This window comes from Micromonospora sp. NPDC000207 (assembly GCF_040300925.1).
In the GTDB taxonomy this organism is placed as follows: Bacteria; Actinomycetota; Actinomycetes; order Mycobacteriales; family Micromonosporaceae; genus Micromonospora.
In genome coordinates, this window is sequence record NZ_JBEPEQ010000037.1 from 1 (window position 1) to 23,927 (window position 23,927).

Here is a 23,927-nt window from a genome sequence, read left to right on the forward strand (position 1 = left end):
CGGAAACTCCCGGCTGTCCGCGACCGGCGGGAGTTTCCGCACGCGGCGATTCTGCGGGAGCTTGCCGGGCGGGACCTGGCCGGGCGGGTGAAGGTGACCCGGCGGGACGGTGGGTGGTGTTGGCGGGTGCCGTTGGCCGGTGGTGGTGAGGCTGCGGGCCGGGCGGTGTGGGTGGACGGTGTTGCGGCGTGGGTGGTGTCGGAGGTGGTGCTGTCGCAGCCGGTGGTGCCGGACACGCTTGCGCCGGTGGTTGCGGGGTGGGAGGCGGATCGTATGCCGGTGCCGGTGTCTCCGGCCCCTGCTCGTGTGGTGTCGTCGCCGGTGGTGCCTGCGCGGGTGGCGGCTGCGTTGGCGCGGGTGTCGGCCCGTCCGGTGCCGGTGGTGGAGCCGCAGCCGGTGGTGGTGGCACCGGTCGCGCCGGTGGTGGAGGCGGTTGCCCCGGTGGTGGTGTCGGCTGTGGGTGAACATGGCCGGTACGCGTACGCGCCGGGTACGCGGGTGCGGGCGGTGCTGCGGGATGTGCGACGGGACTTGGCGGCGGCTGTGCGGGTTTCCGGCCCGCTGGCGGGTGTTTCCGTGGTGGTGGAGGCGGACCGGCCGACGGTGGCTCGGCCGACGGGTTACGTGGTGGTGCGGGTGGAGGTGCCGGCCGGGGCGGATGTGTCGGCGGTGTGGGCGGCGATTGACAGGGTTGTTGCCCGGCATGTGCCCGCCTTCTCTGCGGCCTAGTTTGCGTCATTTATTACGGCGGGGTTGACTGTCGGTCGGCCCCGCCCGGGGGAGATTGGGGACGCCACAGCATGAGTGCACGAATGGTTAAGTCTCGGCGCACCTCCACCGGCCGCGCCGTCGGTAGCTGCGGGGGATGTGGTTCGGGTATCGCCACCGACGGCGTCACGGCGGACACGGCGAGTGTGTGCCCGCATTGCGGGGAGCGTGTGCGGTTGCGTCTCGTGTTCGGGGAGCATTCTGAAACGCCGTGCGACGGGCGGTGTATGGGCGCAAGCGGGCCGAACTGCTCGTGTCTGTGCGGGGGTGCGAACCATGGCCGGTGGAACCTGCGCATTGAGTTGGTGCCGGTGTGGGAGCAAGAGAGTGTCATTGCCGCGCAGGAACGGCGGCGGGCGGAGCACGCGGCCCGGCAGGCTGCGGCGGTCGCTAAGCGGGTGGCGGCGCGTGACGAGCTGATCGCGGCGTTTCCGGACCTAGCGGTGTTGCTCACGGACCGGTACGCGGATGCGGGCGGGTTCATGTGGGACATGCGGGACGCGTTGCGGCGTGGGGTGATGACGCCCCGGCAGGCGGAGGCGGCGGCGCGGGGTGTGCAGCGGGATCGGGAACAGGACGCGCGGGAGGCTGCGCGTGAGGCGGAGGCGTTGGCGGCGCTCGCGGCGGGGGTGGAGGTGCCGGCAGGGAAGCTCACGTTTTCGGGGACCGTGTTGACGGTCCGCTATCAGGACGGCCTGTATCCGGGGCGGGGCGGTCACAAGATGCTGCTACAGCATGCCGACGGTTGGAAGGCGTGGGGTTCGGTTCCCCGGTCGATGGATCCGGAGGACACGACGTCGGTGGGTTGGGATCGGTGGCGTAAGGGGCTGCGGGGGCGGGTGGTGACGGTGACGGCGACTGTGCAGCCGTCGCAGGATGATCCGTTGTTCGGGTATTTCACTCGGCCGCGTGTGGTGTCGGTGGGTGAGGTTCCGCCGGTGGAGGTGGAGCCCGCGCCGGTGACGGTTGCGTCGGTTTCGGTGGAGGTTGCGCCGGTGGTGGTGTTGCCGCCGCCGTCGCGGCCGGTGTGGCCGGGGCAGCTGGCGTTTTTCTGACAGGTGGTTGGCGGGGTTGCCGTGCACGATTCCGCCGCCTACCTTGAATCATTAGTTGACGCAAAGTTTCGGAGGATCAGAGAGCATGAGCGCACACACCGACCCCTACGCCACCCGCGAGAACGGCGGACCGCTCACCCGGGCACGCGCCGCCGTCGACGCCGTGCGGACCCTCCACACGCTGCGCGCCGCCGGACCCACCCCCGACGACGCCCAGCGCGCCACGCTCGCCGCCTGGCAGGGTTGGGGGCCGCTCGCACCGGTGTTCGCCGAGGAACGGCGCGGCGGGTGGGCAACGGTCGCCGACGACCTGGCCGAACTGCTCACCCCCGCCGAGCTGGAGGCCGGCGAATCGGCCACGTACAACGCGTTCTACACGCCCCCGGCTGTCGCACGCGGCATGTGGGATGTGCTGCGAGCGTTCGGGTTCGACGGCGGACGGGTGTTGGAGCCGGGCTGCGGGGCCGGGGTGTTCATGCAGTACGCGCCGACCGACCTGCGGGAGCCGGTGCGGATGGTGGGTGTGGAGCGTGACCCGACCACGGCCGGGATCGCGGCGGCACTGCACCCGGGGGCGGAGATCATCGCCGCGCCGTTTGAAGAGTCGGCGGTGCCGGAGGGCAGCGTCAACGCGGTGATCGGCAACGTGCCGTTCGGGAATGTGCCCGTTCATGACGTGTGCGCGCCGGCCGGGGTGCGGGGCAGCCTCCATGACTACTTTGTGTGGCGGGCGGTGCGGGCGCTACGTCCGGGCGGGGTGGCGGTGCTGATCACCTCCCGGTATTCGCTGGACTCCACCGGCGGTAAGGCGCGGGCGCTCATCGCGGGCATGGCCGCGTTCGTGGGTGCGGTGCGGCTGCCCAATGAGGTGTTTGCGGGTGAGGGAACGTCGCCGTTGACCGATGTGCTGATCCTGCGCAAGCGCGGCGCGGGGGACCCGTCCGGATATCTGGGGTGGCGTGACTCGCAGCCCGCCGACGGTTTCCCCGGACAGTCGGTCAACGCCTGTTTCGGTGACGGGCGCGGCCTGATCCTGGGCACGCTGGGCGCCGACCGGGCTGCCCAGTACGGGCGGACGTTGCGGGTTGACCGTGACGGCGGCGCGGACCCGGTCGCGGTGGCCGCCGACATGGTGAAGGCCGGTGCCGGGTTCGCCGACCTCGCCCGGTCGGAGGGTTTGGCCTATGCGGTGGTCGACACCGTCCCGTCCGCCCCGGCGGTGCCGCTGGCCGACAGTGAGGGACGCAAGGAGGGTTCGTTTCACCTGGTCGACGGGCAGGCGTGGCAGGTTCAGCACGGGAAGCTCACGCCGGTGACGCGTGCGGTGAGGGGTGAGGCGCGACCGGTGGGCGGTGACACGCTGCGGGAACTGTCGGCGCTGATCGGGTTGCGTGACCTGGCGTTGGAGTTGGCGGCGGCGGAGTCCGACCCTGCGACCACGGACGGGGCGTTGGAGCCGTTGCGCGGGCGGCTACGTGCGGCCTATGAGGAGTACGTGCCCCGGCACGGTTTCCTCAACCGGTGCACGGTCGGCACCCGGTTCAAGGCGGTGAAGGCGGGCAGCGACCTCGCTGCTGAGGTGGAGGCGGGCAGCGTGACCGCCGTCGCGCATCCGAAGACGGGGGCGCGGGTGGTGGAGGTGCCGACCCGTACCCGGCCGACGATGGGCGGGTTCCGCCGTGACCCTGACTACGTTGCGGTGCTGGCGCTAGAGGATTGGGACGACGCTGCGGGGGTCGGGCGTCCGGCGGCGATCCTGTCCCGGCGGGTGAACCGTCCGGCCGTGCCCCGTGACCGGGCGGACACTCCGGGGGACGCGCTCGCGTTGTGCCTCGACCAGGTTGGATACGTGGATGTGCCGACGGTGGCCGGGCTGTTGGGGGTGGAGCCGGCCGAGGTGCCGGGTCTGTTGGGTGACCTCGTGTACCGGGATCCGGCGTCCGGGGTGTGGGTGCCCGCTGACGAGTACCTGTCTGGGGATGTTCGGGCGAAGTTGTCGGCTGCCCGTGTGGCGGCCGGGCGCAATGCGGAGTTGGCGCGGAACGTGACCGCGTTGGAGGGTGTGCAGCCGACCGATTTGGAGCCGGGCGAGATTCGGGCCCGGTTGGGTGCGCCGTGGATTCCTGCCGACGACGTCGCCGACTTCCTGGCCGAACTTCTCGGCCGGCGGCCGAGGGTGGTGCACCTGCCGGTTACGGCGGCGTGGGAGGTGGAGGCTGACGTTTTCGCGCGCAGCATGCCGGCGGCGACGGCGGAGTGGGGCACGGACCGGCAGCACGCCTACCGTCTGGCCGAACTGGCGTTGAACGGGAAAATCCCGGTGGTGTACGACCGGGTGAGCACGCCCGACGGGGATCGGTCGGTGCGTAACGAGGCGGCGACGATGGAGGCGGAGCAGAAGCAAGCCGCACTGTCGGCGCGGTTCGCCGAATGGGTGTGGGAGGATCCGGCCCGCGCGGACCGGCTGGCAGCCGACTACAACCAGCGTTTCAACGCGGTGAGGCTGCGGGAGTTCGACGGCGCGCATCTGACGTTCCCCGGGTTGGGTGACACGTTCACCCCGTACGCGCATCAGCGGAGCATGGTGTACCGGTCGCTGTGCACCCCGGCCGCCCTGTGCGCGCATTCGGTGGGGGCGGGTAAGACGGGGACGATGTTCATGTTGGCGACGTCGCTGCGCCGGTTGGGGTTGGCCCGTAAGCCGCTGCTAGTGGTGCCGAACCACTTGTTGGAGGAGACGGCACGTCAGGGCCGGCAGTGGTTCCCGGGGGCGCGAATCCTCATGGCCGGTAAGGATGAGCTGGGCGATTCGTACGGGCGGAAGTTGTTTGCGGCGCGGGCGGCGTTCGGGTCGTGGGATGCGGTGGTGATCACCCACTCGGCGTTCACGTCGATTCCGGTGCACCCGCACACGCAGGCCAGCTACTTGGCTAAGCGGGTGGAGGCGTTCCGGCAGGCCATCCGGTGGGCTGACAAGGCGGGGCAGGGCGAGGCGCGCAGCGTCAAGCAGTTGGCGAAGATGGCCGACACGATGCGGGCGAAGTCTCGTGAGCTGTTGTCGCATCGGGTTGACGACGGGTTGACGTTTGAGCAGTTGGGTTGCGACTACCTACTCATTGACGAGTTCCACTATTTCAAGAATCTTGCGGTGCCGGTCCGTACGGATGGGTTCACTCTGTCCCCGTCGAAGCGCGCCACGGATCTTGACATGAAACTTGCGTGGCTGCGGGAGCGTTCCGACCGGGTGTGTACCGGCTTCACCGGCACGCCGGTCAGCAACACGATGCTTGAGCTGTACGTCATGCAGCACTACCTCAACCCGGGCCGTCTGGCCGAGCTGGGCATGGACACCCCGGACGCGTGGGCGGCGAACTTCGTCGAGATGGTGTCGGCGGTGGAGGTGGCACCGGACGGGGTTTCGTTCCGGACGAAGCGCCGGCCGGCGAAGTTCACGAACGTTCCTGAGTTGCGGGCGTTGTTCGCTGAGGTCGCGGACGTGCAGACCGCCGAAACGTTGGGGTTGCGACGCCCGGCGGCGGCCTTGCACAACGTGATGTCACCGGCGACGGCGGCACAGCGGGCCTATGTGGCGGACCTGTCGGACCGGGCCGACCGGTGCAAGGGCGGTAGCAGCAAGCCGGGCAAAGACAACATGCTGAAAATCTGCTCCGACGGGCGTAAAGCCGCGTTGGATCCGGCGCTTGTGGGCATTGACGAGGGTGCGGGGATGCCGGAGAGCGCCGGCCGGCAGGTCGCGGATGCGTTCGACCGGTTCGACGACACCGGCGACGTGGTGGAGTTGGGTCGGGAGTTGGCGGAGATCGACGCGCACGGCAAGATCCCGGCGGTGGTGGCGCAGGTGGCGGCCATCTATCACGACACGCGGGACATCACCTACCCGGGCGATGAGGGGCGCGGGGTGACGGGGACGCTGCAAGTGGTGTTCTGCGACCTGGGTACGCCTAGGCCGGGTGACGCGCAGGTGTACGGCAAGATCCGGGCCGGTTTGATCGCGGCGGGGGTGCCTGCCGGGCGGGTGCGGTTCATCCACGACGCGGACACGGATGCGGCTAAGGCGGAGCTGTTTGCGCAGTGCCGGGCCGGTCGGGTGTCGGTGCTGATGGGGTCTACCGACAAGCTCGGTGTGGGCACCAACGTTCAAGACCGGGTGGTGGCTATGCATCACGTTGACGCGCCGTGGCGGCCGGCGGACCTTGAGCAGCGTGACGGGCGCGGCCTGCGCCCGGGGAACTTGAACGCCGAGGTGGCCATCTACCGGTACGTCACCGAAGGTTCGTTCGACTCGTACATGTGGCAGGCGTTGGAGCGTAAGCGCCGATTCATTGACCAGGTGTTGACCGGGTCCGGCACGGCGCGTGAGGTGGAGGACATCGGGGACGGGTCGCTTGACTACGGCCAGATCAAGGCCCTTGCGACCGGCAACCCGCTGCTACTGGACAAGGCGGGGGTTGACGCGACGGTTGCCCGCCTGCGGTCGCTGTCGACGGCGCACACGCGCACGCAGCGGCGCTTGACCGGTGAAGCGGAGGAGGCGGAGCGTCGGGCGGCGTCGTTGACGGTGGAGGCGGATGCGCTCGCTGCGGTGGCGGAGGCTGCCGGTAGCTGGTCGGGGCCGGCGTTGGTCGACCACCTGGGGGAGCCGGTAGAGGACGGCGGGCAGGCCGTGCACCTGGCCGGCATGGCGGCGGATGCCCTTCACCGGGGGGTGACGTGGCGGCGGTGCACTGTGCGGGGGGTGCGGGTCACGTTCGACACGTACACGGCGTTGGGCGGCCGTGAGGAGCGGCACCCTGAGGCGGTGCTGCGGGCAGGCGGGCAGGCGCCGGTGGTGGTGCGTCTTGTCCGGGGGTGGCTGGATGAGCGGCACGCGGGCCGCATCGTGGAAGAGGTCGGGATGGTGATCGACGGGGCGGCGGCGACGTCGCAAGCCCGTCGGGCGGCGGCTGCGGATCAGCGGGAGCGGTCCGGGGAGGCGCGGGCGTTGACGGGTGCCCGGTTCCCGCACGCGGACGAGTTGGCGGCGGCGACGGCCCGGCAGGATCAGATTGGGGCGGCGTTGCGGGACGCTGCCCGGGGGGATGCGCAGCGGCCGGAGGAGGACCGGCCGGGCGTGGTGGTGGTGGAGGCTGCGCCGGCCGTGTTGTGTCTGGCACCGCTGGCGCGGCTGCGGTTGTGGGGTGAGGCGGCGCCGGTGGCGCGTCGGCGGGAGTTCGCCGGCCAGTTGGCGCTGTTCGACCTGGTTGCCTGATCGGGTTGTGGTGGGGTGTCGGCTGGTTTCGGCGGGCCAACACCCCCCATACCTTGCGTAAATTATTGCGTCTACCTCTTGCTGCTACTAGCCTGGTTTCATCAGAGGGAAGGATCGACGATGCACCCACGGGATTCCGAGGTTCTGGCCGAATCACTGCGGACCGGGGCCGCCCGTGCGGCCGACGCGACAGAGGTCGGCGGCCTGCTGTCGGACCTCAGCCGCGAACAGGTGCGACGGGTCGCCGAGGTGCTGGCCGACGGAATCGCCGACGATATGGCCGCCCGCTTCCCCGGGTTCGACCGTTCGGCGTGGATGGCCACGTTGCGGCTGTCTGCAGACGCGTCCGCACTCCCGGACTACGCACCAACGGCAGCCCGCGCCGACTTTGCGCCGCTGGCGTTCGACGACGTCCAGGTGGGCGACTGGATCCGATACGCCAAGAGTGCACACCACCCGATCATCGGGCGGGTGCGGAGCCGCACGAACAGTGTCGTCGTCACCGAAGACGAGCGTGCCGCCTACCCGTCCACGGGGCGGCGGCGGAAGAGCAGCGAGCTGCCCCGCCACTTGTGGGATCAGCTGGGCGTGACCTTGGAGCCCGTTGAGGCGGGTGGGGAGCGCCGGGAGGAGACCGGGCGGCCTGAGGGTGGGCGGGCGGTGTCTCGCAGGCAGGCGCCGGTGGTGGCGATGGAAGCCGCCCGGTTGTACCTGGCGCGGCACGGGGATCTGCGGGCACCGACCGCGCACATCGAAGACGGCTACCGACTCGGGAAGTTCCTCTCAGATCAGCGATACGAGTACCGGCGCGCGATCCTGAATGCCGATCGGCTGCGCGACTTGGATGCGCTCGACGTGAGCTGGCGTCACGGGTGCGAATGGGGCGAACGCCGATGAGCCTGCGCAGCGAAAGCTTGGGTCAAGGAAGTGCATAGCAGAGACTGGGATGCCGGGTATGCCGCAGCGGCCGAATTCTGTCGCGACTTCGGACATCTGAACGTGCCCGAGGGGGGCGAGTACGCCGGCGTGAATCTGTCGTGGTGGCTTCGAAACCGCCGCAGAGACTACCGCCTGGGCAGGATTGCGCCGGAGAAGGTGACGGCACTCGACCGTCTGGGTATCGAATGGGAACCGCAGGACGCAGCATGGCGGCAAGGGCTCGCGGCGGCTCGCACCTACGTCCGGCGGCACGGGCACCTGCGAGTTCCGGTCGCACATGTTGAAGATTCAGTGCGTCTCGGTGCGTGGCTTGCACAGCAGCGCTACCAGAAGCGGCGGGGTACCCTGCCCGCCGGTCGTGGGCGTGAGCTTGACGAACTGGACACAGACTGGTGCGCCGAGCGACCCAGGGGGCGCCGGCCAGGTCCGTAGGCCAGCAGTTGCACACAAACCGATCCGCAACTTAAGTGTGTTTCATCTACGAGCAGGAGCCCACCATGCCCGCGCCCGCCGACACTGTCCGCCCCGACCCGCGTAAGCCGTTCGTGGACGTCGCCGAACTGTGCCAGCGGTACGGGGTGAAGGCACGCACGGTCTACACGTGGGTGCAGCGGTCCCGGCCGGGCGGCATCTACGAACACCGGCCGTTCCCTGCCGCGTACAACGCCGACGAAGTGGGGCGTGGGGTGGCTCCGTACTGGCTACCCCGGCAGCTTGCAGCCCTGGACAGGTGGAGGGCGGGCATGGTCGGTCAGGGTGCGGGTGGCGGGCGCCCCCGCAAGGGCTCGGGGGGTGCAGGGTGACCCGTCTACTGGTTGCCGTGGTGTTCGCGGGTCTCGCGGGTGTGTGCGGGGGCAACACTGTGTGGTCGTGGGGGTTTGGGGTGGTGTTCGGGGTGACTGCGGTGGTGGCGTCGACTCCGACCGCGCGCCGCCGCTGACCTGGTGTGAAGCGGCCCTACCTGTTGTCGGGGTGGGGCCGCTTCCGTGTGCGTACTAGCGGGCGTGGAGGCGGACGGGTTGGGCGAGTTCGGCGGCGGGGAACTGTTCGGTGACGTTGCCGGCGGTGACGGTGTAGAACTGGCCGCCGGCTGGCACGCCTTCGATGCGGAAGGTGAATGTGCACAGCTGGGCGCGTTCACGGTCGGCGGGGTTCATGGTGACGCTGCCGAGTTCGAGTTTGCCCATGGCGACGGTGGTGCCGGTGTTGTCGGTGATGGTGACGCGTGCGTCTTGGCGCAGGTCGGCGTGCTGTTCGGCCCCCCAGCATCCTTGGCCTTTGTCCCAGCGGAAGTGTGGGAGGGGGACGAGTATGTCTCCTCGGATGAGTAGGGGTGGGGGTGTGGTGGCGGCGGGCTCGGGGGTGGTGACGGGTTGACTGCCGCAGGCGGTGAGGGTGGCTGCGGTGAGGGCGGCGGCTAGGCGGGTGGGTTTCACGGGGGGCAGGGTAGCGGCGGGTGGGCTGGTGTTGGGTCGGCTGGTCGGGTTTCTGACGGGTTGCGGTTCGCCCTTCCTGCGGAGGGTCAGACGAAACGGTGCGGGTTGAGTTCTCGGTCGGCGCGCTGCCGGTAGTCGCACGGCCAGCAGGCGGCGCAGTCTCGGCACCGTCGCGGTTCGGCGTCGGAGCGGGTGTGCCTGGCGGCCAGGTTGCGCCAGTGATCGCGGTCCACGCCTCCCTGTACCCGCACACGACACCGCCCCCACCTCACGCTGAGGTGGGGGCGGCTTGCTGCTGCTGGGCTAGGAAACTTGGCGGCTCCACTGATCGTTGAGGAATTCCTCGATGCCACCCCACCGGTCGCAGATGTCGAACGCCAACTCCCGGTAGGTGATCGGCTCGCTGCCGTCGTCGTACTCAGTCTCCGGATCGCTCTCGGCGACCGCGTCCCAGTCGTGACGTTCGCCGAGGAGGTCGACGTACACGGGAGGCCAGTTCACCGCTGCCCCCCGATCGTGATCACGCCGCCGTTGGCGAGGATCTTCCGCGCCTCGTCGGGTACCTCGCAGCCGGCCGTGGCCAGCCCGGCAACGAGCTGGTCTGCCAAGGCCAGCCGGGCGGCCTTGCGGCTGTCGGTGCGGCCGGAGCAGTCGATCTGGTGGAGACCGAGGGTGTCGTTGATGCTGATGGTCAGCCCGTAGGCGGTGCGGTGGACCCCGGTGGTGTCGAGGGCGGCGCGGATCCGCTCGGCGGTGTGCATGCGGTCGGCGAGACGCTGCCGGGATCCTTCGCTGACCCTGTGGAGGGGCCGCTGCTCGTGTGCCGGGCTGGTGATTCCGAGGCGGGCGGGCCACTCGTCGCCGGGGATGTTGCGGGTTTCGATCCACCAGGTCGCGTCGGTGACTTGGTGAAGGATCCGGGTGGTGTCGGCCCGGTGGGTGGGGTCGACGGCGGCGAGCTCGGCGATCGTCTCGTCACGTATCGCGGTGGCCCACCTGACTTCCTTGTCGCTGCCCGTCAGTGCATGCGTGGTCATGGTCATGGTGTTCTCCTGGTCGGCTGTGATGGTGTCTGGGGGTTCAGTTCGCCGGGGGGCCGTCCAGCATCGCGTCGATGGCCGCCTCGGCGTCCCGTTCGTCGCCCCACTTGATCGGCTGCGCGTCGATGCGGGCCTTCACCGCCTCGGGGGTGTACCCCTTCGACTCCAGTTCGGCGGCGTCCCTCGGGTTGATGCCCGCGAGCTGCCATGCCCGCCCGTTCTTTCCGCTGCTTCCGCCCGCAGCCAGGAACCGCTCCCGGTACGCCACGGCCGCCTCAAGTTTGCCCATGGGTCTTCCTCTCGTGTGGTGGTTCTACGATGGGGTGGCCGCCCCGAGGTTCTTCGATCATCTCGGGGCGGTCGCTCTCTCCGTCTGCTAGCTCTTGTGCTTGCCCGGGTGCCAGGTTCGGCCGTCGTGCCACGCCCGTACCTGCTGGAGTGACCAGACCGGGCCGGTGGACAGCACCCGAAGCGGGGCAGGGAAATCCGGATACCGGTTGGCCCAGTTGTTGATGGCGCTGTTGCGGACTCCGAGGGCTGCGGCTAGGTCACCGCAGGCGGCGATGTCGTCCAGGGGCCAACAGTTGGGGGAGGCTGCCATTATTCCTTTCCCGGGTGGTCGATCCAGGCGTCCACCGACTTGCGGGTCACACCGAACTGCCGTGCCATCTCCGCTTTCGCCCCGTGCCCCTGCGCGCCGACCCGCTGCCGGGCGTGCGTCATGGTGCGTTGCCGCACCTGCTCGGCGTATCGGGCCGCCGCGTGGCGCTCGACGGCGAGGGCCTTTCCCTGCGCCGGCCAGTCGGCGATCAGGTCGATGACCAGCAGCCCGGACACCCCGGCGCGGTGGCTGATTAGGGTGTGGATGTGGTCGCCCCGGGTCACCGCGTCGGTCACCGCCAGGCGGGCCAGTTCAGCGAGGCGGGTCACCTCGCCCGGGTCGGTGTCCGGTCCGACGGCGTACCGGGCCCGGACCGCCTCTACCGCCCGGTCGAGCAACGCAGCCCGCTGCACTTCGGTCAACTGCATGATGCTGCTCCTCGCTTGCTGCGGTGGGGGCGTGTGGGCCGATCCGGTCAGGACTCGTCCCAAATCTGGACCCGCCCGCCGCCGAAGGCGGTGTCCGTGTAGACGGTGTGGCCGTCACCGGTCTCGATCACCTCACCGAGGGGGTGGCTGCGGCCGGTCCGACCGGAGCGGCGCTTGGCCGCGTTGGACCAGCCGGTCTGGCGCGCCGGGGCGGCCGGGGAGGGGGCCGGGGTGGCGGGCTGGGGCGGCAGGTTGTTACGGGCCTCGGCGAACCTGCGGATCATCGTCTCGTCGCGTTCCCGCATGACGACTTGCCCGTTGACGGTGTCGACGACGGTCCACACTCCGGGGCGGGGGCCGGGCTGCACAATGTAGCGGGGCTTCTCCATGGTCTTTACCTCCTACCAGTGAACGCTACCTGACTATACATCTTCATCCCGCAAATGGGTAGTCGGTATGCACATGGTGAGCACGGGAGTTCACCCACCACAAAGACACCGGGCACAGGACGACGCCCCACCTCGATGCGAGGCAGGGGCGTCGTCGTGCGTCAGAGCGCCTTCATGCCAACCGTGTCACCGGTTCCGCTGCACTGCCACCACCGCCACCTGCCCCTCGAAACACCACGCTCCGCCGCATTCTCCGGCCGCGCACGTGTGCCCCTGCATCCACACCCGACCGCCCACGACCTGCCGGTAGACGGCCACCACGGTCACGGTGAGGCCAGTCGTCGTTTGGGTTCGGGGCTGCTGCCACCACTCTCCCGCCGCTAGGCGCAGCACGGTTCCGGCGGGCACGTCCACGTCGTGGGTCACCGCTGCCACCTGTCCGGGCGGTCCCACCGGTCGGGGCGGGGCATGTTCGGGGTCACCCGGTCGGCGGGCGCGGACGGCGGCGTGGTCCGCTCGTTGCTCGGTCTCTGCACCACGCACCTCCAACGGCGTCGGGTCGCGGCAGGGTGGCAGGGGAGCTGCTGGGGATGGCTCAACCGGCCCCCCTGCCGCGAGGCAAACCCTTCCGGGCTGCCCCCCAAGGATCCCTTGTGACCTGCGAGAATGTCAGGTGTGGCATGTGGCTCCACAAAGGACGCCACACGGATGCTGGGGAGCACACCATGAGCGAATTCGGGCAGGAGTTGCGAGCGCGGCGGCGGCAGGCGGCATTGAGCTTGCGGAAGCTGGGCGGGCTGGTGCACTACGACTGGAGCCTGCTGGGGCGCATCGAGCGTGGCGAGGTGCGCGGGTCGGAGGATGTGGCCCGATCGTGTGACCACGTGCTGCACGCCGGGGGCACACTGATAGAGGCTTATCGACGTGACCGGGCCGTCAGGGATGGCCAGTCAGGAGACGCGATCATGCGGAGACGGAACATGCTGGCCGCGATGGGTGCGCTGGCGGCGGCACCGGCGGTGGCCGAACTAACGGGGTGGGAGGCGCTGCGGCACGGCCTCACGTCGGCAGCGGACGGGGATGTGGTGGGCGAGTGGCGCGACATCGTGGCGGGCTACGGGCGCGACTACTACGGGCAGCCGCACTCGACGATGCTGTCCCGGCTGCGCGGTGACTTGGACGTGCTCGCCCACCAGTTGGCGGCGGTCGAGGACGAACGTCGCGGGGGGCTACTCGCTGCGGCGGCGCAGTTGTCGACCCTTGCCGCGTTGGCGTGGGTGGCGGCCGGGGACCAGTCGACGGCGGCGAGGTGGTGGTCGACGGCGCGGCGAACCGCCACCGAGTCGGGGGACGCGACGGCCCGGACGTGGGTGACCGGGTGGGATGTGATCACCGGCTGCTACGACGGCCGGGAACCGGGCGCCCTGGTCGAGTTGGCGGACAGCGCAGGTCCGGCACGGTCGGGTGCTGCGAGCGCGGGCTTGCTGTGTGGTCGGGCTCAGGCGCTGGCCCTCGCGGGCAGGCATGCGGAGGCGGTGGCGACGGTCCGGCAGATGGAGGCGGTGACCGAGGCGATGCCGGCGTCCGAGGCGGAGGTGACGTCGCTGTGGGGGTGGCCGGAGCATCGGCTGTGGCACACCGCCTCGTGGGTGCACACGTACGCGGGGGATTCGCGGCGAGCTGGCGAGTCGCAGGACCGGGCGGTCAGCCTCTACCCGGAAGCCCAGCGGCGGCTGCGGGCGCAGGTGGAGCTGCACCGGGCGGCCGGGCTGGTGCGGGACGGGCACGTGTCGGAGGGGGTGCGGCACGCGGTCGCCCAGGTGGACGGGCTGCCAGCGGCGGAGCGGGTGACGTCGCTGCGGGTGGTCGCCGGCCGGGTGATCGAGGCGGTGCCGTTGGCGGAGCGACGCCGGCCGCAGGTGGCCGAACTGCGGGAGCTTACCGCAGCCTGACCAGCACGCAAGACGGCGGCCCGGGGCTTCTCGCCCCGGGCCGTTGTCGTTGCAGGGTCAGCCGTGCAGCCTGCCGTGGGCGGCGTCCAGCAGCGGCCGGTGCGCCCCGTACAGCGCGTTGCCCGCAGCACGCAGCACACCATCGAGCTGGTTGACGTCGTCGAACGGCCACCAAGCGGCGTCCTCGGCGTCGCTTCCGGCGGTCGCGGCCATCACCCCGCCAAGTCGGTACAGGGCGGCGGTGCTGCTGATCCATGCCCAGTCGGTGTTGCGGGGATCGTGCACGTAGGTGCGGGCCAGGAAGGTGGGGGCGAGCGCGGACAGGTCCACCCCGGTTTCCTCCCGCAACTCCCGGACGAGGGCGGTCGGGGCTGTCTCACCGGGGTCGACCATGCCGCCGGGGATCGCCCACTGCCCGCAGTCGTCACGGCGGATCAGCAGCACCTGCGGGCCGTCGGGGGTGTCGGCTACCACGATCGGGTCGGCGGCCGGGTTCTCCCCCCACCTGCCGAGGTCCCTGCCGATACGGCCGGTGACCTCGACGGGGTTGACGGGGAGCCCGTCGCGCACCGCGTGCGGGATGAGGGCCTGCCACTGCCGGGCGGGCCAGTCGGTGACGAGACGGGGGTGGGGGTGCAGGTCGTGTATCCACCCGCCCGGTGTGGCGCGTGTGAGGGCTGGGGGCTGGAGGTGGGTGGGGGTGATGTCAACGGGCTGGTAGGTGGACACGGGGGGTCTCCTCGGTGGTTGGCGGTGACGGGTGTTGTGGGTGGGGCGGCGGCGCGGGGGGTTACCGGCGGGCTCTGCCCCGAGCGGGCCGGCGGGTACGCCGCCGTCTGGGTCGGGTTCCCTTATGCACCCGCCAAGCGATCACCGCCCACGCGCACGAACCCAGCCCGGCGGCCTCCCCCACGGCGCCCAAACCGGTCCAGGTGCCGCTGGTGCGCAGCCACCACGCCCCGACCGACAGGGCCAGCCACAGGGCCGTCCAGGCGGCAATCCGGGCCCTGTGTTTCACCCACCAGCGGGCGACGTTGCGCTGCCGGTCGGCCCACCAGCGGGCGACCGGGCCGGGCGCGGCTGCGGGTGTGCGCGGGGTGCCGTCCTTGGCTGGCGGCATCCAGCCGGGCTCCCGACGCTGCCGGTGCTCCACCGCACGCCACACCTCGATCCGGTCCGGGTTGCCGGTGTTGTGCTCGTAGTTGTAGACAGGCCGCTGCGGCTTCTGCCCAGCCACCAGAACAGCACCGTGGCGGATCCACCACTCCTCCCGGGCGGCCAGAACGGCAGGCGTCCAGTACCCCTCCTCGATCGGCCAGGACCCGCCGCAGATGAGGTCGGAGAACGGCTGGCTGTCGCGGTGCTGCTGCTGCCGCTGCCACACCGTCTGCACGCTCTTGCCGATGTATCCGACGATCGGCGGCTGGCCGGGGATGACGGCGCCGGTGGCCCGGTCGACGGGCAAGGTGGGGATGCCGTAGACGACGCTGCGGCGCCGCTCGTCTCCGCCGGTGCGCTGCCGGGGGATCCGCCCCGTCGGCTGGTTACTCACCCTGCTCCTCCGACTCCCTGATCAGTTGCTGCATGCTCTCCTCCAAGCTGGTCACCCCTGGCTGTGTGCGGCGGCGGTCGGGACCTCGTACAGGCCGTACTTGACGCGGCGGAGCTTCCCGTCGGCGACGAGGTCGGTGAGGGCCTTATCGCGGGTGCCGGGCGCCATCTCTTCGACCATGCGGGCGAGCTGGGCGATGACCTGGTCCTTGGTGACCCGGCCGTTGCTGTCGGCGGCGGCAGCGGCGGCTTCCAGCACCACGTCCCGGGACACCCGGCCCGCAGGCTGCCCCGGAGGCTGTGGTGGGGTTGCGGGCGGCACACCGGGCGGGGTGGCGGGCCGCTGGTTGACGGAGGCCATTTCGATCAGTTCGATGGCCTTCCCGCCGGCGAGCAGGTCAGCGTCGGACCGACCAGCCGCGAGTAGGGCGGCGGCGCGTTCCTTCCGGTCACCCCACAACACCCCCGACTCTCGCTGCGCGTCCCGGCCGAACACGCCCGGGGTGAGAGTCGACCGGCCTTCGGCGTCGGTCAGCCACACCGCCATGTCGTCGCCGGTGTAGTCAGCCCGGCCGTACACGTCGCGTCCGTTGATGCCCTGCACGAACATCAGGCCGGCAGTGGTCGCCCCGGCGGCGCAGGTGTGCGCGCCCCACTTGTCGGGCAGGGCGGTCGGGTCGACCGGGCAGTCCCCGTCCACGGCCGAGCGGCCCGCCACATCGGTCATAGCCCGGAAGATCAGGGTCTGTCCGGCCTTCAACTGCTCCTTGATGTAGGTGCTACCGCCCAGGTTGTAGGCGGCGGGGATCTGGGTGATCAGCCGCATCTTGATGCCGCACTTGCGGCCCATCCCCACCAGCTTCTCGACGAGTTCGAGGATGATCGGGTCGTCGATGAACGACTGCACCTCGTCGAGGGTGATGACGAGTAGCGGCATCGCCTTGGTGGGCCGCCACGTCTTGATGTCGGCGGCGGACAGCTCGTCGTTGCGGCGCAACATCTCCTTGAGCGCCGCCAGCAGCATCAGCTTGATCTCGGACGTGTCCCGAGCGAACCAATCGACCGCGCCCTTGAGCGCGCCGTACGACTGTCCGCCCTGCGGGTCACCCACCCAGTCGAGGACCAAGCCATCGGAGTGCAGGGACGCCAGCAGGAGTTGCGCCACCACCTCCGACTTGCCGGAGCCGGTGCAGCCGGAGATCAGGTCGTGGGCGGCGCCCTGCTTCGTCCACCACTGGTAGTGGATGTCGAGGCCGTCGTTGAACCGGCCGATGCGGGACCGGCCGTTCTTCCAGTCGTTGGCGACCTGCGGGCCGGGCCACAGCTTCGTCTCGGCGAGCGGGTTGTCGGGCTGCACCCGCAGCCAGCCGATGGACAGGTCGGTGTCGTCGGCGGCGAACGACACGTCGGCGTAGGTGCACTTGTAGGCGGCGGCAATCCGGCCGAGCAGGTTGGTGCGCTGCTCCCGCATGTTGATGGACCCGTCGACCTTGGCGACGACCTTCGCCGACCAGTTGGGTAGGCGGGTGCGGATGTTCGCGCCGACCTCGCAGGCGGGGAGCTGCTGGTAGTCGACGAGTTCGGTGCCGGCGAGGGGCCCGCCGACGCAGCCGATGAGAGTGATCCAGGTGGTGAGGGCCCGCAGCCGCACCGGGTCGAGTTCCTCAACGGCGGGGGCCGGGAGTTCGGTGGTGTCGACTTCGACGGGGGTGGGGGGTGTCTGCCGGCGGGCGTCGGCGCTGTCCCACCAGCGGACCATGCCGACCGCCCAGCGGATCATGCCGGCGGCGGCGATGATCCGGCCGGGCCAGGTGGTGATGTCGGTGGCGGTCAGGGCGGTCGCCCACAGGCCGGTTTCGGTGGCGACGGCGGCGGCCCGCCGGGCGTGGCGGTTGATGGCGCGGATCCGCTTGCCGGTGCGCTGCCCCTGCTCGATGCGGTTGCGCTTGACCGCCCGGCGGGTGAGGGTCCGCTTCGTCACGTAGTAGGCGCCGGCGGCGCCGGCGACCACGGCGGGTGCGGTGTCGAGGGGGCCGAGGTTGCCGAGGGCTGCCACGCCGTCGACCGTGGCGGCGGCGGCGGGCAGCACCCAGGGGGCGGCGGAGTGCCCGTGCAGCCGGTACAGCTCGCGGAGGACGGCGCGGGTCTTCGACCCGTTGGTGACCTCGGTGAGGCGGTCGCCGTGTTCCCGGCAGAACGGGGCCTTGTCGCCGGGCAGCAGCCACGTGTGCTCGCCGCACCGTTCGGTGCCGCCGCCGTTGGCGTTGCGGGTGTTCGGGCACTGGTGCCGCTTGTGGGCGGTGCGGTGGTTGTCGGCGTCGACCGGCACCTCGTAGGGCATGCGCTTGCGGCGGTCGCCGTCGGCGGGGTCGATGTGCCAGTTCTGCATGCGGGCCGCCCCCACCGGGACCGGCGTGGGGGTGGGCTTGAAGGTCGGCGTGCTGGTGGGCAGCGGCGCCGGCCGGTTCGTCGTCGTTGCCATGGTCGTCTCCGTTCAGTCAGCGTGATGGTGCGGGGGAGTGGCTGGTGGGGCCGGTCAGGGGGCTGTCCCCTCGTCCCACGCGTAGGTGTCCGGGCCGTCCTCGCCCGCCCGATACTCGGCGATCACCTCGGGGTAGCGGTCGCCGGTGAGCGCCCGCAACATCTGGTCGATCACCCACGTCTTGTGGTGGTCGCCGTCGGTCTGGCCGTACTCCAGGGCCAATTCGGTGGCCAGCGCCACCCGGTCTGCGTCGTTGTCGGGGACCTTCACCGGGGCCACAAGCCAGGTGTTGTCGTCGCGGCGGGATTCGGCCTTGACGACCCTGTTGATGTGGTCGGTGTTGGCCCAGGTCCAGTCGTCGGGGTTCGGGTAGCCGGCGGCGGTGTAGGCCGACTCCAGGGTGGTGTGGTTGTCGCCGACCTTGTTGAAGCCGGGCGTGGCGGCGGCCTGGAGCCACAGTTCGTAGTGGGTGCGCATGTCGTCTCCTCGGGTTAGCTGTTGATGCGGTCGAAGGCGCGGGCGACGTTGCCGAGCAGGGGCACGACCTCGCTGGTGCAGGATCGGGCGTTCGCCACGGCGGCGGCGGCGGCCTCGGCGGCGGCAGCCGTGTTCCCGATGACCTGGGACCGGCCGGACATCTGCACGGTGCCGAGGGTCTGCTCCCCGAGGTGCGCGATCCGGTCCCGGAGGCGGGTGAGGGTGGCCACGTACTCGTCGGTGGCCTGGTTGAGGGCGGCCTGGATGGCGCGGGCCTCGGCGGCGCCGGAGACGACGCCGGTGACGGCCTGGGGGGCGAGTGCCTGGGACATGGTTCCTCCTGCGGTGATCTGCGCGACGGGTGTTGCGGGCTGGTGGGGGCGGATGGGTTCGCCGACGGTCACGTTCACCCGGATCGGGTTGCGGTGGTTGTCGGGCTGCGGGGGGCTGCCGTGGGTGTAGGTGGTGTCGTCGTCGTGGACCACCGGCGGCGGCTCGTCGTCGTAGTCGTCGGGGATGGTGTGGTCGGTCGATTTCCGGGGGCGGGGAGCGTCGGCGGCGGGCTTGGTGGTGTCCGCCGGGGGGTTGTTCTCGGCGGGTGGGGTGCTGCTGCCTGAGTTGGGGTCGCTGGTTGGCGGTTCGGTGGCGGTGGTGGGCTTCGCCTGCCCGGAAGTGTCGGCGGGCTTGGTGCGCATCCCCTCCGCCCGGCGGGTCACCTCGTCGTCGCAGCGGGACTGCCACCGCTCCCGCATCGACAGGGCCTCCCCGGCGGCCTCCTTGTCGAGGCGTTCGGCGCGGCGGCGGGTGGCCTTGATGTCCTCGTCGAGCCAGAAGTCCCGCCACCGGTTGCCCACGTACTGGCGCATCGGACCACCCGACGCGGGGTCGACGCCGTTGTCGATGAGGCGCTGCCGGCGGGCTGCCGCCGCCGGGGACTCCTCGCCCCGGCGGGCGGCACGCCACTCCTCCCCCAGCTCACCCACCCACTGCGGGGACCGCTGCAAGATGGCCCAGAGAGCGAAGATCGTGACGCCGATCGAGACGGGATCCACAGGTCACATCCCCAGGAAGCCGCGCAGCCCGCTGATGATCCCGTCGAACGGGATCAGGACGGCGTCGTACAGGCCGCCCAGCCCGCCGTTGGTGATCCGCATCAGGGTGGGGGTGAGGCAGATGAGGATGAACGCCGGCCAGTCGGGGCGCCGGTCGGCCACGTCCACGACGATGAACAGCAGGGCGACGAGGGACGCGACGGCGGCCCCGCCGGCGGACAGGCCGACGGCGTTGCCGAACTCGCTGGACATGCCGACCCCGCCGAGAAGGGCGGCACCCCACGCTATCCAGGAGAACCACTTGGAGACGCGCTGGTGCTTGAGCCGCTTGGAGATGAGGAACTGGGCGGCGATGGCGATGATGACGAGGCCGAAGCCGATACCGACGTTGAACATGGCAGGTCACCCCTTCCTGGGTGGCAGCGGTTATCTGATCTTGTTGACGGAGGTGACCTGGACGACGAGCGTCGCCGGGTCGTGGCGGACGCCAGCGGCGAGCGACGCCAGGATCTGCTGTTTGATCTCGTCGGCCTGGCGGGCGTTGAGGGAGGCGGTGTCAACACCGACTTCCAGGCAGCCGGAGCCTTGACCGCCGCTGTGCCGGAATCGGTAGCCGATCTCGAACTGGTGGGGTGAGCTGGTGTAGGCGTTCTTTCCCATTGGTCACCCCTTCCCGAGGGCGAGGGTGGTGGTGAGTACCGCCAGAACGAGGTAGAACGCCCACCGACGGGTGGGGCGGGCTGCGAGCCACCGCAGCGGCCCGGTCAGGAACGTGGGGGCGACCGCGATCAGGGCGAAGATGGCCAGCCGGTCGGTCCAGTTGGACACGTGCCAGGCCGCGCGCAGCCAGCCCAGGTTCGCGGGGATGCGGCGGGTGTCGACGGCGGACAGCCGCCACAGGGCCTTGTAGGACAGCGGGCGGGCGGTCAGCGCCCACCACGAGCAGCATCCGGCACGGATATCCGCCCACACCTTGCCGATACTGAACGTGACCGGTATCCTCGCGCCCGCGCGCGCGGGCGCGGGCGGGCTGTTGAGCGTCGGCATCCGGCCATTCTTGGGGGATCGAATTTCACGCTCGGTGACGATGGTGGTCATCGGCTTGCCTCCCTTCTCACCTCGGTCAGGTCGTTGATGCGCTGCTCGATCAGTTCGGTGGTGGAGTGCATCTGGTCGGGTCCGGCGTGGAACGCCTCGGCGACGAGCCAGTGGCACAGCGCCCACAGCCGCTCCTTCGGGGTGCGGGCCTTCTCGACCCGCTCCCCGTGCCAGTTACGGCGGTTGACCTCGGGTTTTGCACGCCTACCGGCCATCAGGTGTTCCTGTCTGCGGGGGGCACCCATCGGAACAGGACGGGTCCGCGCCCCTTACCGTCGCCGTCGATGGCCCGCAGTTCGAGGTGGAATTGGTGGATTTCGCGCCGGTTCGCGCCGGCCCGGAGGGCGGCCCCCAGGACATGCCGGTCGAGGGTGTCGTTGGTGCCGTCGGCGTCGTCCAGGTCGAGCCCGTCGAGGAATGCGGCCATCTCGCGTACCTCCCTTCCGTCTCTGTGGACGCGGATCTCATAGATTTTCGATGCCATGTTGATCTCGAATTTCTCGTGTTGTTGCAGGTCAGGGGATGGGCGGCGGGTCTCCGTAGTACGGCTCGCCGGGGTCGGTACGCACCCACTTGCGGCCCTCTCGGATCGTCTCGACGAGCAGCCACACGAGCAGTCCGACGAGCACGGCGGTGGCGACCAGCAGCGCGTTGGACGCGGTGGGCAGCACGTCGAAGACCAGGCCGGACACGCCGGCGGTGGCGGTGCACGCGGCGGTGAGGGCGGCGGCCTCGGTGGCGACGTGCCGCCAGTTGTAGTGCTTCTTGACCTTCACGGGGCTCTGGATCTCGGTGGGGGCGGGCGTCGCGGCCCGGGTGATGGCGGTGGTGCGGGTGTCAGTGGTCATCGGGGTTCCCCTCTTCTTCCGGTTCGGGTCGTTCGATCAACTTCGGTCCGTCGTTCCAGGCGGAGCGGAGAAGCCACAGGACCTTCTCCGCGTCGCTCCGCAGCTCAGCCGGCAGCGACAGTCGCGGGGGTTCGAGCAATCTCCGTGTCCTCTCCGTTGGGGGTGGTCTCCGCTCCGGTGGTGTCTCCGCTCCGCTCCACCACGTTCTCCGTGGTGGAGTTCTCCGGCCCGGCGGAGCGGCTCTCCGTGGCCTTGGCGCGGTGGTGCTCCGCGACAGCGGAGATCAGGCGAGGGATCCGACCGAAACCCGCTCCGGTGATCGCCTGCACCTCCAACTGCTTCCACTCGTAGCCGGGCTCCGGGTGGGCGCGGAGAAGCGCCTGAACTGCCTCTCCGTCGCTCATGCGGGGCTGGTTGGACCCTCCGCTGCGGTTCTCCGCAGCCTTGCTCCGCTGCCCGGCGGTGGGCTTCCTCCGCTCTCCGCTCCGCTCCCCGTTGCGGAACTCGGAGAGGTTCACCGTGCCCATCTCCGCCCGAACACGCGCCTCGTTCTCCGCCAACTCCGCCCGGAACCGTGCGGCGTTCTCCGCCAGTTCGGCGGCGTGCTTCTCCGTCGCCTCGGTGAGGGCGGAGCGGAGAGACACCGCTTCGTTCTCCGCCTGCTCGGCGGAGCGGAGAGCGTAGAGGCGTTCGGTCTGGGCGGCGGAGAGACGCTGAGCGGAGACCGCTGCTTCCTGCTTAGCATCGATCCACTGCTGCTCCAGTTGGTCGATGCGTGCGAGGGCCTGCTCCTTCTCCGCCTGGGCGGTGGTGACCCGCCGGTCGGCCATGGACTCGGTGCGGTGGATGGTGTTGGTGGTCTCCGTGCGGAGACGGGTCATCTCCGCTTCCAGTTCGAGGCGCAGCTTCTCCGCCCGGCGTTGGGTCTCCGCCGTCTCCGCTTCGGCGATGGCCTGGTCGGCGGTGGCGGCTTCGGCCCGCTGCCGTTCGGTCTCCGCCCGGTTCTCCGCAGCCTCAGCGCGCGTCTTCTCCGCCTCGTAGTCGGCGGCCACCTGGTCGAGGCGGGCGGCGATCTCCGCCATCTCCGTCCGCTCGGCGGAGAGGGTCGCCACCAGCTCCCGGACGGGCGGTACGGCGGCCAGCCACGGGTGGACGGTGGAGCGAGCCCGGTTGAGGTCGGCGGTGCGGCGGTGGATCCGCTTGGCCCGGCGCACCGTCTCCAGGTGCGCGACGGCGTGCCGCACGGACCCGTACCAGACGACCTGCTCATCGGTGGGCTTGGCGGGCAGCGGCCGGGGCGGGTGGTTCTGCCAGGCCAGCCACGCGCACACCGTGTTGGGGGTGTAGGTGACCCACCGCAGCCCGAACACCGGGTTGATACGGACGGCCTTCTTCTCGGTGTGGGAGCGGAACAGGTCGAGGAGTTCGTGGAGGATCGCCATCGCGCCGAGGGCAAGGAGGCCGAGGTAGATGGCGGCGAGCATGGTCTTGGTGGTGCCGTCGTACTCGTGGGAGAAGCCGATCGCGGCGGAGGCGATGGTGGCGGTCCACACGACCCGGTAGGCGCGGGTGGCGGAGCGGCCGGCGCGGACGGCGGCGAACATGAGAACGGCGAAGGCGATGGCGACGCCGTCGAGGGTGAAGGGGACCAGCCAGTCCCAGCCGTTGCGCCATCCGAGGGTGTCGCGGGCCCAGCCGATCAGGTTCTTGCCGGAGCCGATGAGGACGCCGGCCCACAGGAGCATGGCGAAGCCGACGGCGACGTGGAAGAGGTTGCCGAGCTTCTTGGTGGTCTCGCCGGTTCCGGGCTTGGCGGCGGTGTGGGTCTTGCGGAGCCGCCAGCGGAGGACGAGCAGGGCGGCGAAGAGAAGTCCGGCGGTGGCGAGCCACATGGTGGGCCACACCCACGCGGGGAAGGTGTCTCCGAGCCAGGTGTTGAGCTGCGTGGTCCATCCCTGCTCCGGCTTGGGCAGCGGCGGGCCGACCCGGATGGGCTCTCCCGGGTCGGGGATCTGGGCGAACGTCTCAATCACCGGCGGCACCTCCTCAAGGCATTGATGGTCGCCGTGTGGCGAACCTCAGACAGCATGGCATAGCTTTTTGAGTTTTCCAAGCTTCTTGAGTTTTACTGTGAGGAGTGTTCTGCTCAAGGGATGACGACTGCGGCACGCCCTGCTCCGATCCGCGCCGTGGCCTGCCAGACTTGGGCAACTTTTAGAAGTTGCAGGGTTTTTAGAGGGGGGCCGGTGGACGCGAAGGGCGACGAGACATGGCTACGGTTCGGCGATGCCGTGAAGATGCTCAAGCCGCTCGGGATCACCGACCAGACCATCCGCAACTGGGCTGACGGCGGCCGACTCAAGTCGTTTCGGCTCGGCCCTGACGGGAAGTCCGGGCATCGAAAGATCGCGCTGTCCTCGGTGTTGCGAGAGCTTGAGCAGGCTGGGGTCACACCGCCCGTGGTGGCTGGCGTGAAGTTGCCGCCGAAACCCGCGTGAGTCGCTGCACTTAGTCATGCCCCCAGCGTGTGCGCGGCAGCCTG

Annotated in this window: 29 protein-coding genes and 1 pseudogene; 9 read left to right on the plus strand and 21 right to left on the minus strand. The window is 70.3% G+C overall.

The window, feature by feature from the left end; translation table 11 throughout:
• The 6 genes from ABT336_RS11750 to ABT336_RS11775 form a co-directional block, all read left to right on the plus strand.
• Positions 1–729, plus strand: a 729-nt coding sequence (locus ABT336_RS11750) for a hypothetical protein (RefSeq protein ID WP_350896498.1), incomplete at its 5' end; no start/stop codon positions are given.
• A 344-nt stretch (positions 730–1,073) separates the two neighbouring features.
• Positions 1,074–1,823 (plus strand): hypothetical protein, encoded by a 750-nt coding sequence (locus ABT336_RS11755; RefSeq protein WP_350896499.1) that lies wholly within the window; start codon positions 1,074–1,076, stop codon positions 1,821–1,823.
• Positions 1,824–1,908: 85 nt separating this feature from the next.
• Positions 1,909–7,092, plus strand: a complete 5,184-nt coding sequence (locus ABT336_RS11760; RefSeq protein WP_350896500.1) for a helicase-like domain-containing protein — start codon at positions 1,909–1,911, stop codon at positions 7,090–7,092.
• Positions 7,093–7,212: 120 nt separating this feature from the next.
• Positions 7,213–7,989, plus strand: coding sequence for a helicase associated domain-containing protein (locus tag ABT336_RS11765; protein ID WP_350896501.1), 777 nt, complete (start codon positions 7,213–7,215; stop codon positions 7,987–7,989).
• Between the two features lie 30 nt (positions 7,990–8,019).
• The gene (locus ABT336_RS11770) at positions 8,020–8,463 is read left to right on the plus strand and encodes a helicase associated domain-containing protein (protein ID WP_350896502.1); all 444 of its coding nucleotides are present in this window, start codon (positions 8,020–8,022) and stop codon (positions 8,461–8,463) included.
• 65 nt (positions 8,464–8,528) lie between these two features.
• Complete coding sequence (locus ABT336_RS11775) at positions 8,529–8,834, plus strand: hypothetical protein (RefSeq protein WP_350896503.1); 306 nt, start codon at positions 8,529–8,531, stop codon at positions 8,832–8,834.
• A 192-nt stretch (positions 8,835–9,026) separates the two neighbouring features.
• Here the strand turns inward: ABT336_RS11775 and ABT336_RS11780 are convergent, their stop codons facing one another.
• The 9 genes from ABT336_RS11780 to ABT336_RS11820 form a co-directional block, all read right to left on the minus strand.
• On the minus strand, positions 9,027–9,467 hold the full coding sequence (locus ABT336_RS11780) for a hypothetical protein (protein WP_350896504.1): 441 nt from the start codon (positions 9,465–9,467) through the stop codon (positions 9,027–9,029).
• A gap of 86 nt (positions 9,468–9,553) precedes the next feature.
• On the minus strand, positions 9,554–9,700 hold the full coding sequence (locus ABT336_RS11785) for a hypothetical protein (RefSeq protein WP_350896505.1): 147 nt from the start codon (positions 9,698–9,700) through the stop codon (positions 9,554–9,556).
• A gap of 70 nt (positions 9,701–9,770) precedes the next feature.
• Complete coding sequence (locus tag ABT336_RS11790; protein ID WP_350896506.1) at positions 9,771–9,968, minus strand: hypothetical protein; 198 nt, start codon at positions 9,966–9,968, stop codon at positions 9,771–9,773.
• On the minus strand, positions 9,965–10,510 hold the full coding sequence (locus ABT336_RS11795) for a hypothetical protein (RefSeq protein ID WP_350896507.1): 546 nt from the start codon (positions 10,508–10,510) through the stop codon (positions 9,965–9,967). Before ABT336_RS11795 ends, ABT336_RS11790 begins: the two co-directional genes overlap by 4 nt.
• A gap of 37 nt (positions 10,511–10,547) precedes the next feature.
• A complete protein-coding gene (locus ABT336_RS11800) occupies positions 10,548–10,796 on the minus strand; it encodes a hypothetical protein (protein WP_350896508.1) in 249 nt (82 codons plus the stop codon).
• A gap of 87 nt (positions 10,797–10,883) precedes the next feature.
• Positions 10,884–11,108, minus strand: a complete 225-nt coding sequence (locus ABT336_RS11805) for a hypothetical protein (protein WP_350896509.1) — start codon at positions 11,106–11,108, stop codon at positions 10,884–10,886.
• Positions 11,108–11,536, minus strand: coding sequence for a hypothetical protein (locus ABT336_RS11810; RefSeq protein ID WP_350896510.1), 429 nt, complete (start codon positions 11,534–11,536; stop codon positions 11,108–11,110). Before ABT336_RS11810 ends, ABT336_RS11805 begins: the two co-directional genes overlap by 1 nt.
• 47 nt (positions 11,537–11,583) lie before the next feature.
• Complete coding sequence (locus ABT336_RS11815; RefSeq protein WP_350896511.1) at positions 11,584–11,925, minus strand: hypothetical protein; 342 nt, start codon at positions 11,923–11,925, stop codon at positions 11,584–11,586.
• Between the two features lie 186 nt (positions 11,926–12,111).
• Complete coding sequence (locus ABT336_RS11820; RefSeq protein ID WP_350896512.1) at positions 12,112–12,351, minus strand: hypothetical protein; 240 nt, start codon at positions 12,349–12,351, stop codon at positions 12,112–12,114.
• Positions 12,352–12,650: 299 nt separating this feature from the next.
• Between ABT336_RS11820 and ABT336_RS11825 the strand changes: the two are divergent.
• Both ABT336_RS11825 and ABT336_RS11830 read left to right on the plus strand, forming a co-directional pair.
• A pseudogene (locus tag ABT336_RS11825) lies at positions 12,651–12,827 on the plus strand (helix-turn-helix domain-containing protein); the annotation flags it as partial.
• 63 nt (positions 12,828–12,890) lie between these two features.
• Positions 12,891–13,877 carry an XRE family transcriptional regulator gene (locus ABT336_RS11830; protein ID WP_350896589.1) on the plus strand — a complete coding sequence of 329 codons (987 nt, stop codon included), beginning with the start codon at positions 12,891–12,893 and terminating at the stop codon, positions 13,875–13,877.
• 57 nt (positions 13,878–13,934) lie between these two features.
• On the opposite strand, the gene ABT336_RS11835 is transcribed toward ABT336_RS11830, so the two are convergent.
• From ABT336_RS11835 to ABT336_RS11890, 12 genes are all read right to left on the minus strand, one after another.
• Positions 13,935–14,606 (minus strand): NUDIX domain-containing protein, encoded by a 672-nt coding sequence (locus tag ABT336_RS11835; protein ID WP_350896513.1) that lies wholly within the window; start codon positions 14,604–14,606, stop codon positions 13,935–13,937.
• A 61-nt stretch (positions 14,607–14,667) separates the two neighbouring features.
• Positions 14,668–15,429, minus strand: a complete 762-nt coding sequence (locus ABT336_RS11840) for a hypothetical protein (RefSeq protein ID WP_350896514.1) — start codon at positions 15,427–15,429, stop codon at positions 14,668–14,670.
• 51 nt (positions 15,430–15,480) lie between these two features.
• A complete protein-coding gene (locus ABT336_RS11845) occupies positions 15,481–17,910 on the minus strand; it encodes a P-loop NTPase family protein (protein ID WP_350896515.1) in 2,430 nt (809 codons plus the stop codon).
• Between the two features lie 54 nt (positions 17,911–17,964).
• The gene (locus tag ABT336_RS11850; protein ID WP_350896516.1) at positions 17,965–18,387 is read right to left on the minus strand and encodes a hypothetical protein; all 423 of its coding nucleotides are present in this window, start codon (positions 18,385–18,387) and stop codon (positions 17,965–17,967) included.
• A gap of 14 nt (positions 18,388–18,401) precedes the next feature.
• Positions 18,402–19,439 carry a hypothetical protein gene (locus tag ABT336_RS11855; RefSeq protein WP_350896517.1) on the minus strand — a complete coding sequence of 346 codons (1,038 nt, stop codon included), beginning with the start codon at positions 19,437–19,439 and terminating at the stop codon, positions 18,402–18,404.
• A gap of 3 nt (positions 19,440–19,442) precedes the next feature.
• Positions 19,443–19,835, minus strand: a complete 393-nt coding sequence (locus tag ABT336_RS11860) for a hypothetical protein (protein ID WP_350896518.1) — start codon at positions 19,833–19,835, stop codon at positions 19,443–19,445.
• 30 nt (positions 19,836–19,865) lie between these two features.
• Positions 19,866–20,099 (minus strand): hypothetical protein, encoded by a 234-nt coding sequence (locus ABT336_RS11865; protein WP_350896519.1) that lies wholly within the window; start codon positions 20,097–20,099, stop codon positions 19,866–19,868.
• Between the two features lie 3 nt (positions 20,100–20,102).
• Complete coding sequence (locus ABT336_RS11870; protein WP_350896520.1) at positions 20,103–20,537, minus strand: hypothetical protein; 435 nt, start codon at positions 20,535–20,537, stop codon at positions 20,103–20,105.
• Positions 20,534–20,752, minus strand: coding sequence for a hypothetical protein (locus tag ABT336_RS11875; protein ID WP_350896521.1), 219 nt, complete (start codon positions 20,750–20,752; stop codon positions 20,534–20,536). Before ABT336_RS11875 ends, ABT336_RS11870 begins: the two co-directional genes overlap by 4 nt.
• Positions 20,752–20,964 carry a hypothetical protein gene (locus tag ABT336_RS11880; protein WP_350896522.1) on the minus strand — a complete coding sequence of 71 codons (213 nt, stop codon included), beginning with the start codon at positions 20,962–20,964 and terminating at the stop codon, positions 20,752–20,754. The genes ABT336_RS11875 and ABT336_RS11880 overlap by 1 nt, the downstream gene beginning before the upstream one ends.
• Positions 20,965–21,052: 88 nt before the next feature.
• Positions 21,053–21,385 carry a hypothetical protein gene (locus ABT336_RS11885; protein WP_350896523.1) on the minus strand — a complete coding sequence of 111 codons (333 nt, stop codon included), beginning with the start codon at positions 21,383–21,385 and terminating at the stop codon, positions 21,053–21,055.
• 104 nt (positions 21,386–21,489) lie between these two features.
• The gene (locus ABT336_RS11890) at positions 21,490–23,418 is read right to left on the minus strand and encodes a DUF2637 domain-containing protein (RefSeq protein WP_350896524.1); all 1,929 of its coding nucleotides are present in this window, start codon (positions 23,416–23,418) and stop codon (positions 21,490–21,492) included.
• 213 nt (positions 23,419–23,631) lie between these two features.
• Here ABT336_RS11890 and ABT336_RS11895 point away from each other — a divergent pair, with 213 nt between their 5' ends.
• Entirely contained in the window at positions 23,632–23,883 is a 252-nt protein-coding gene (locus ABT336_RS11895) for a helix-turn-helix domain-containing protein (protein ID WP_350896525.1), read from the plus strand.
• Positions 23,884–23,927: the final 44 nt, after the last annotated feature.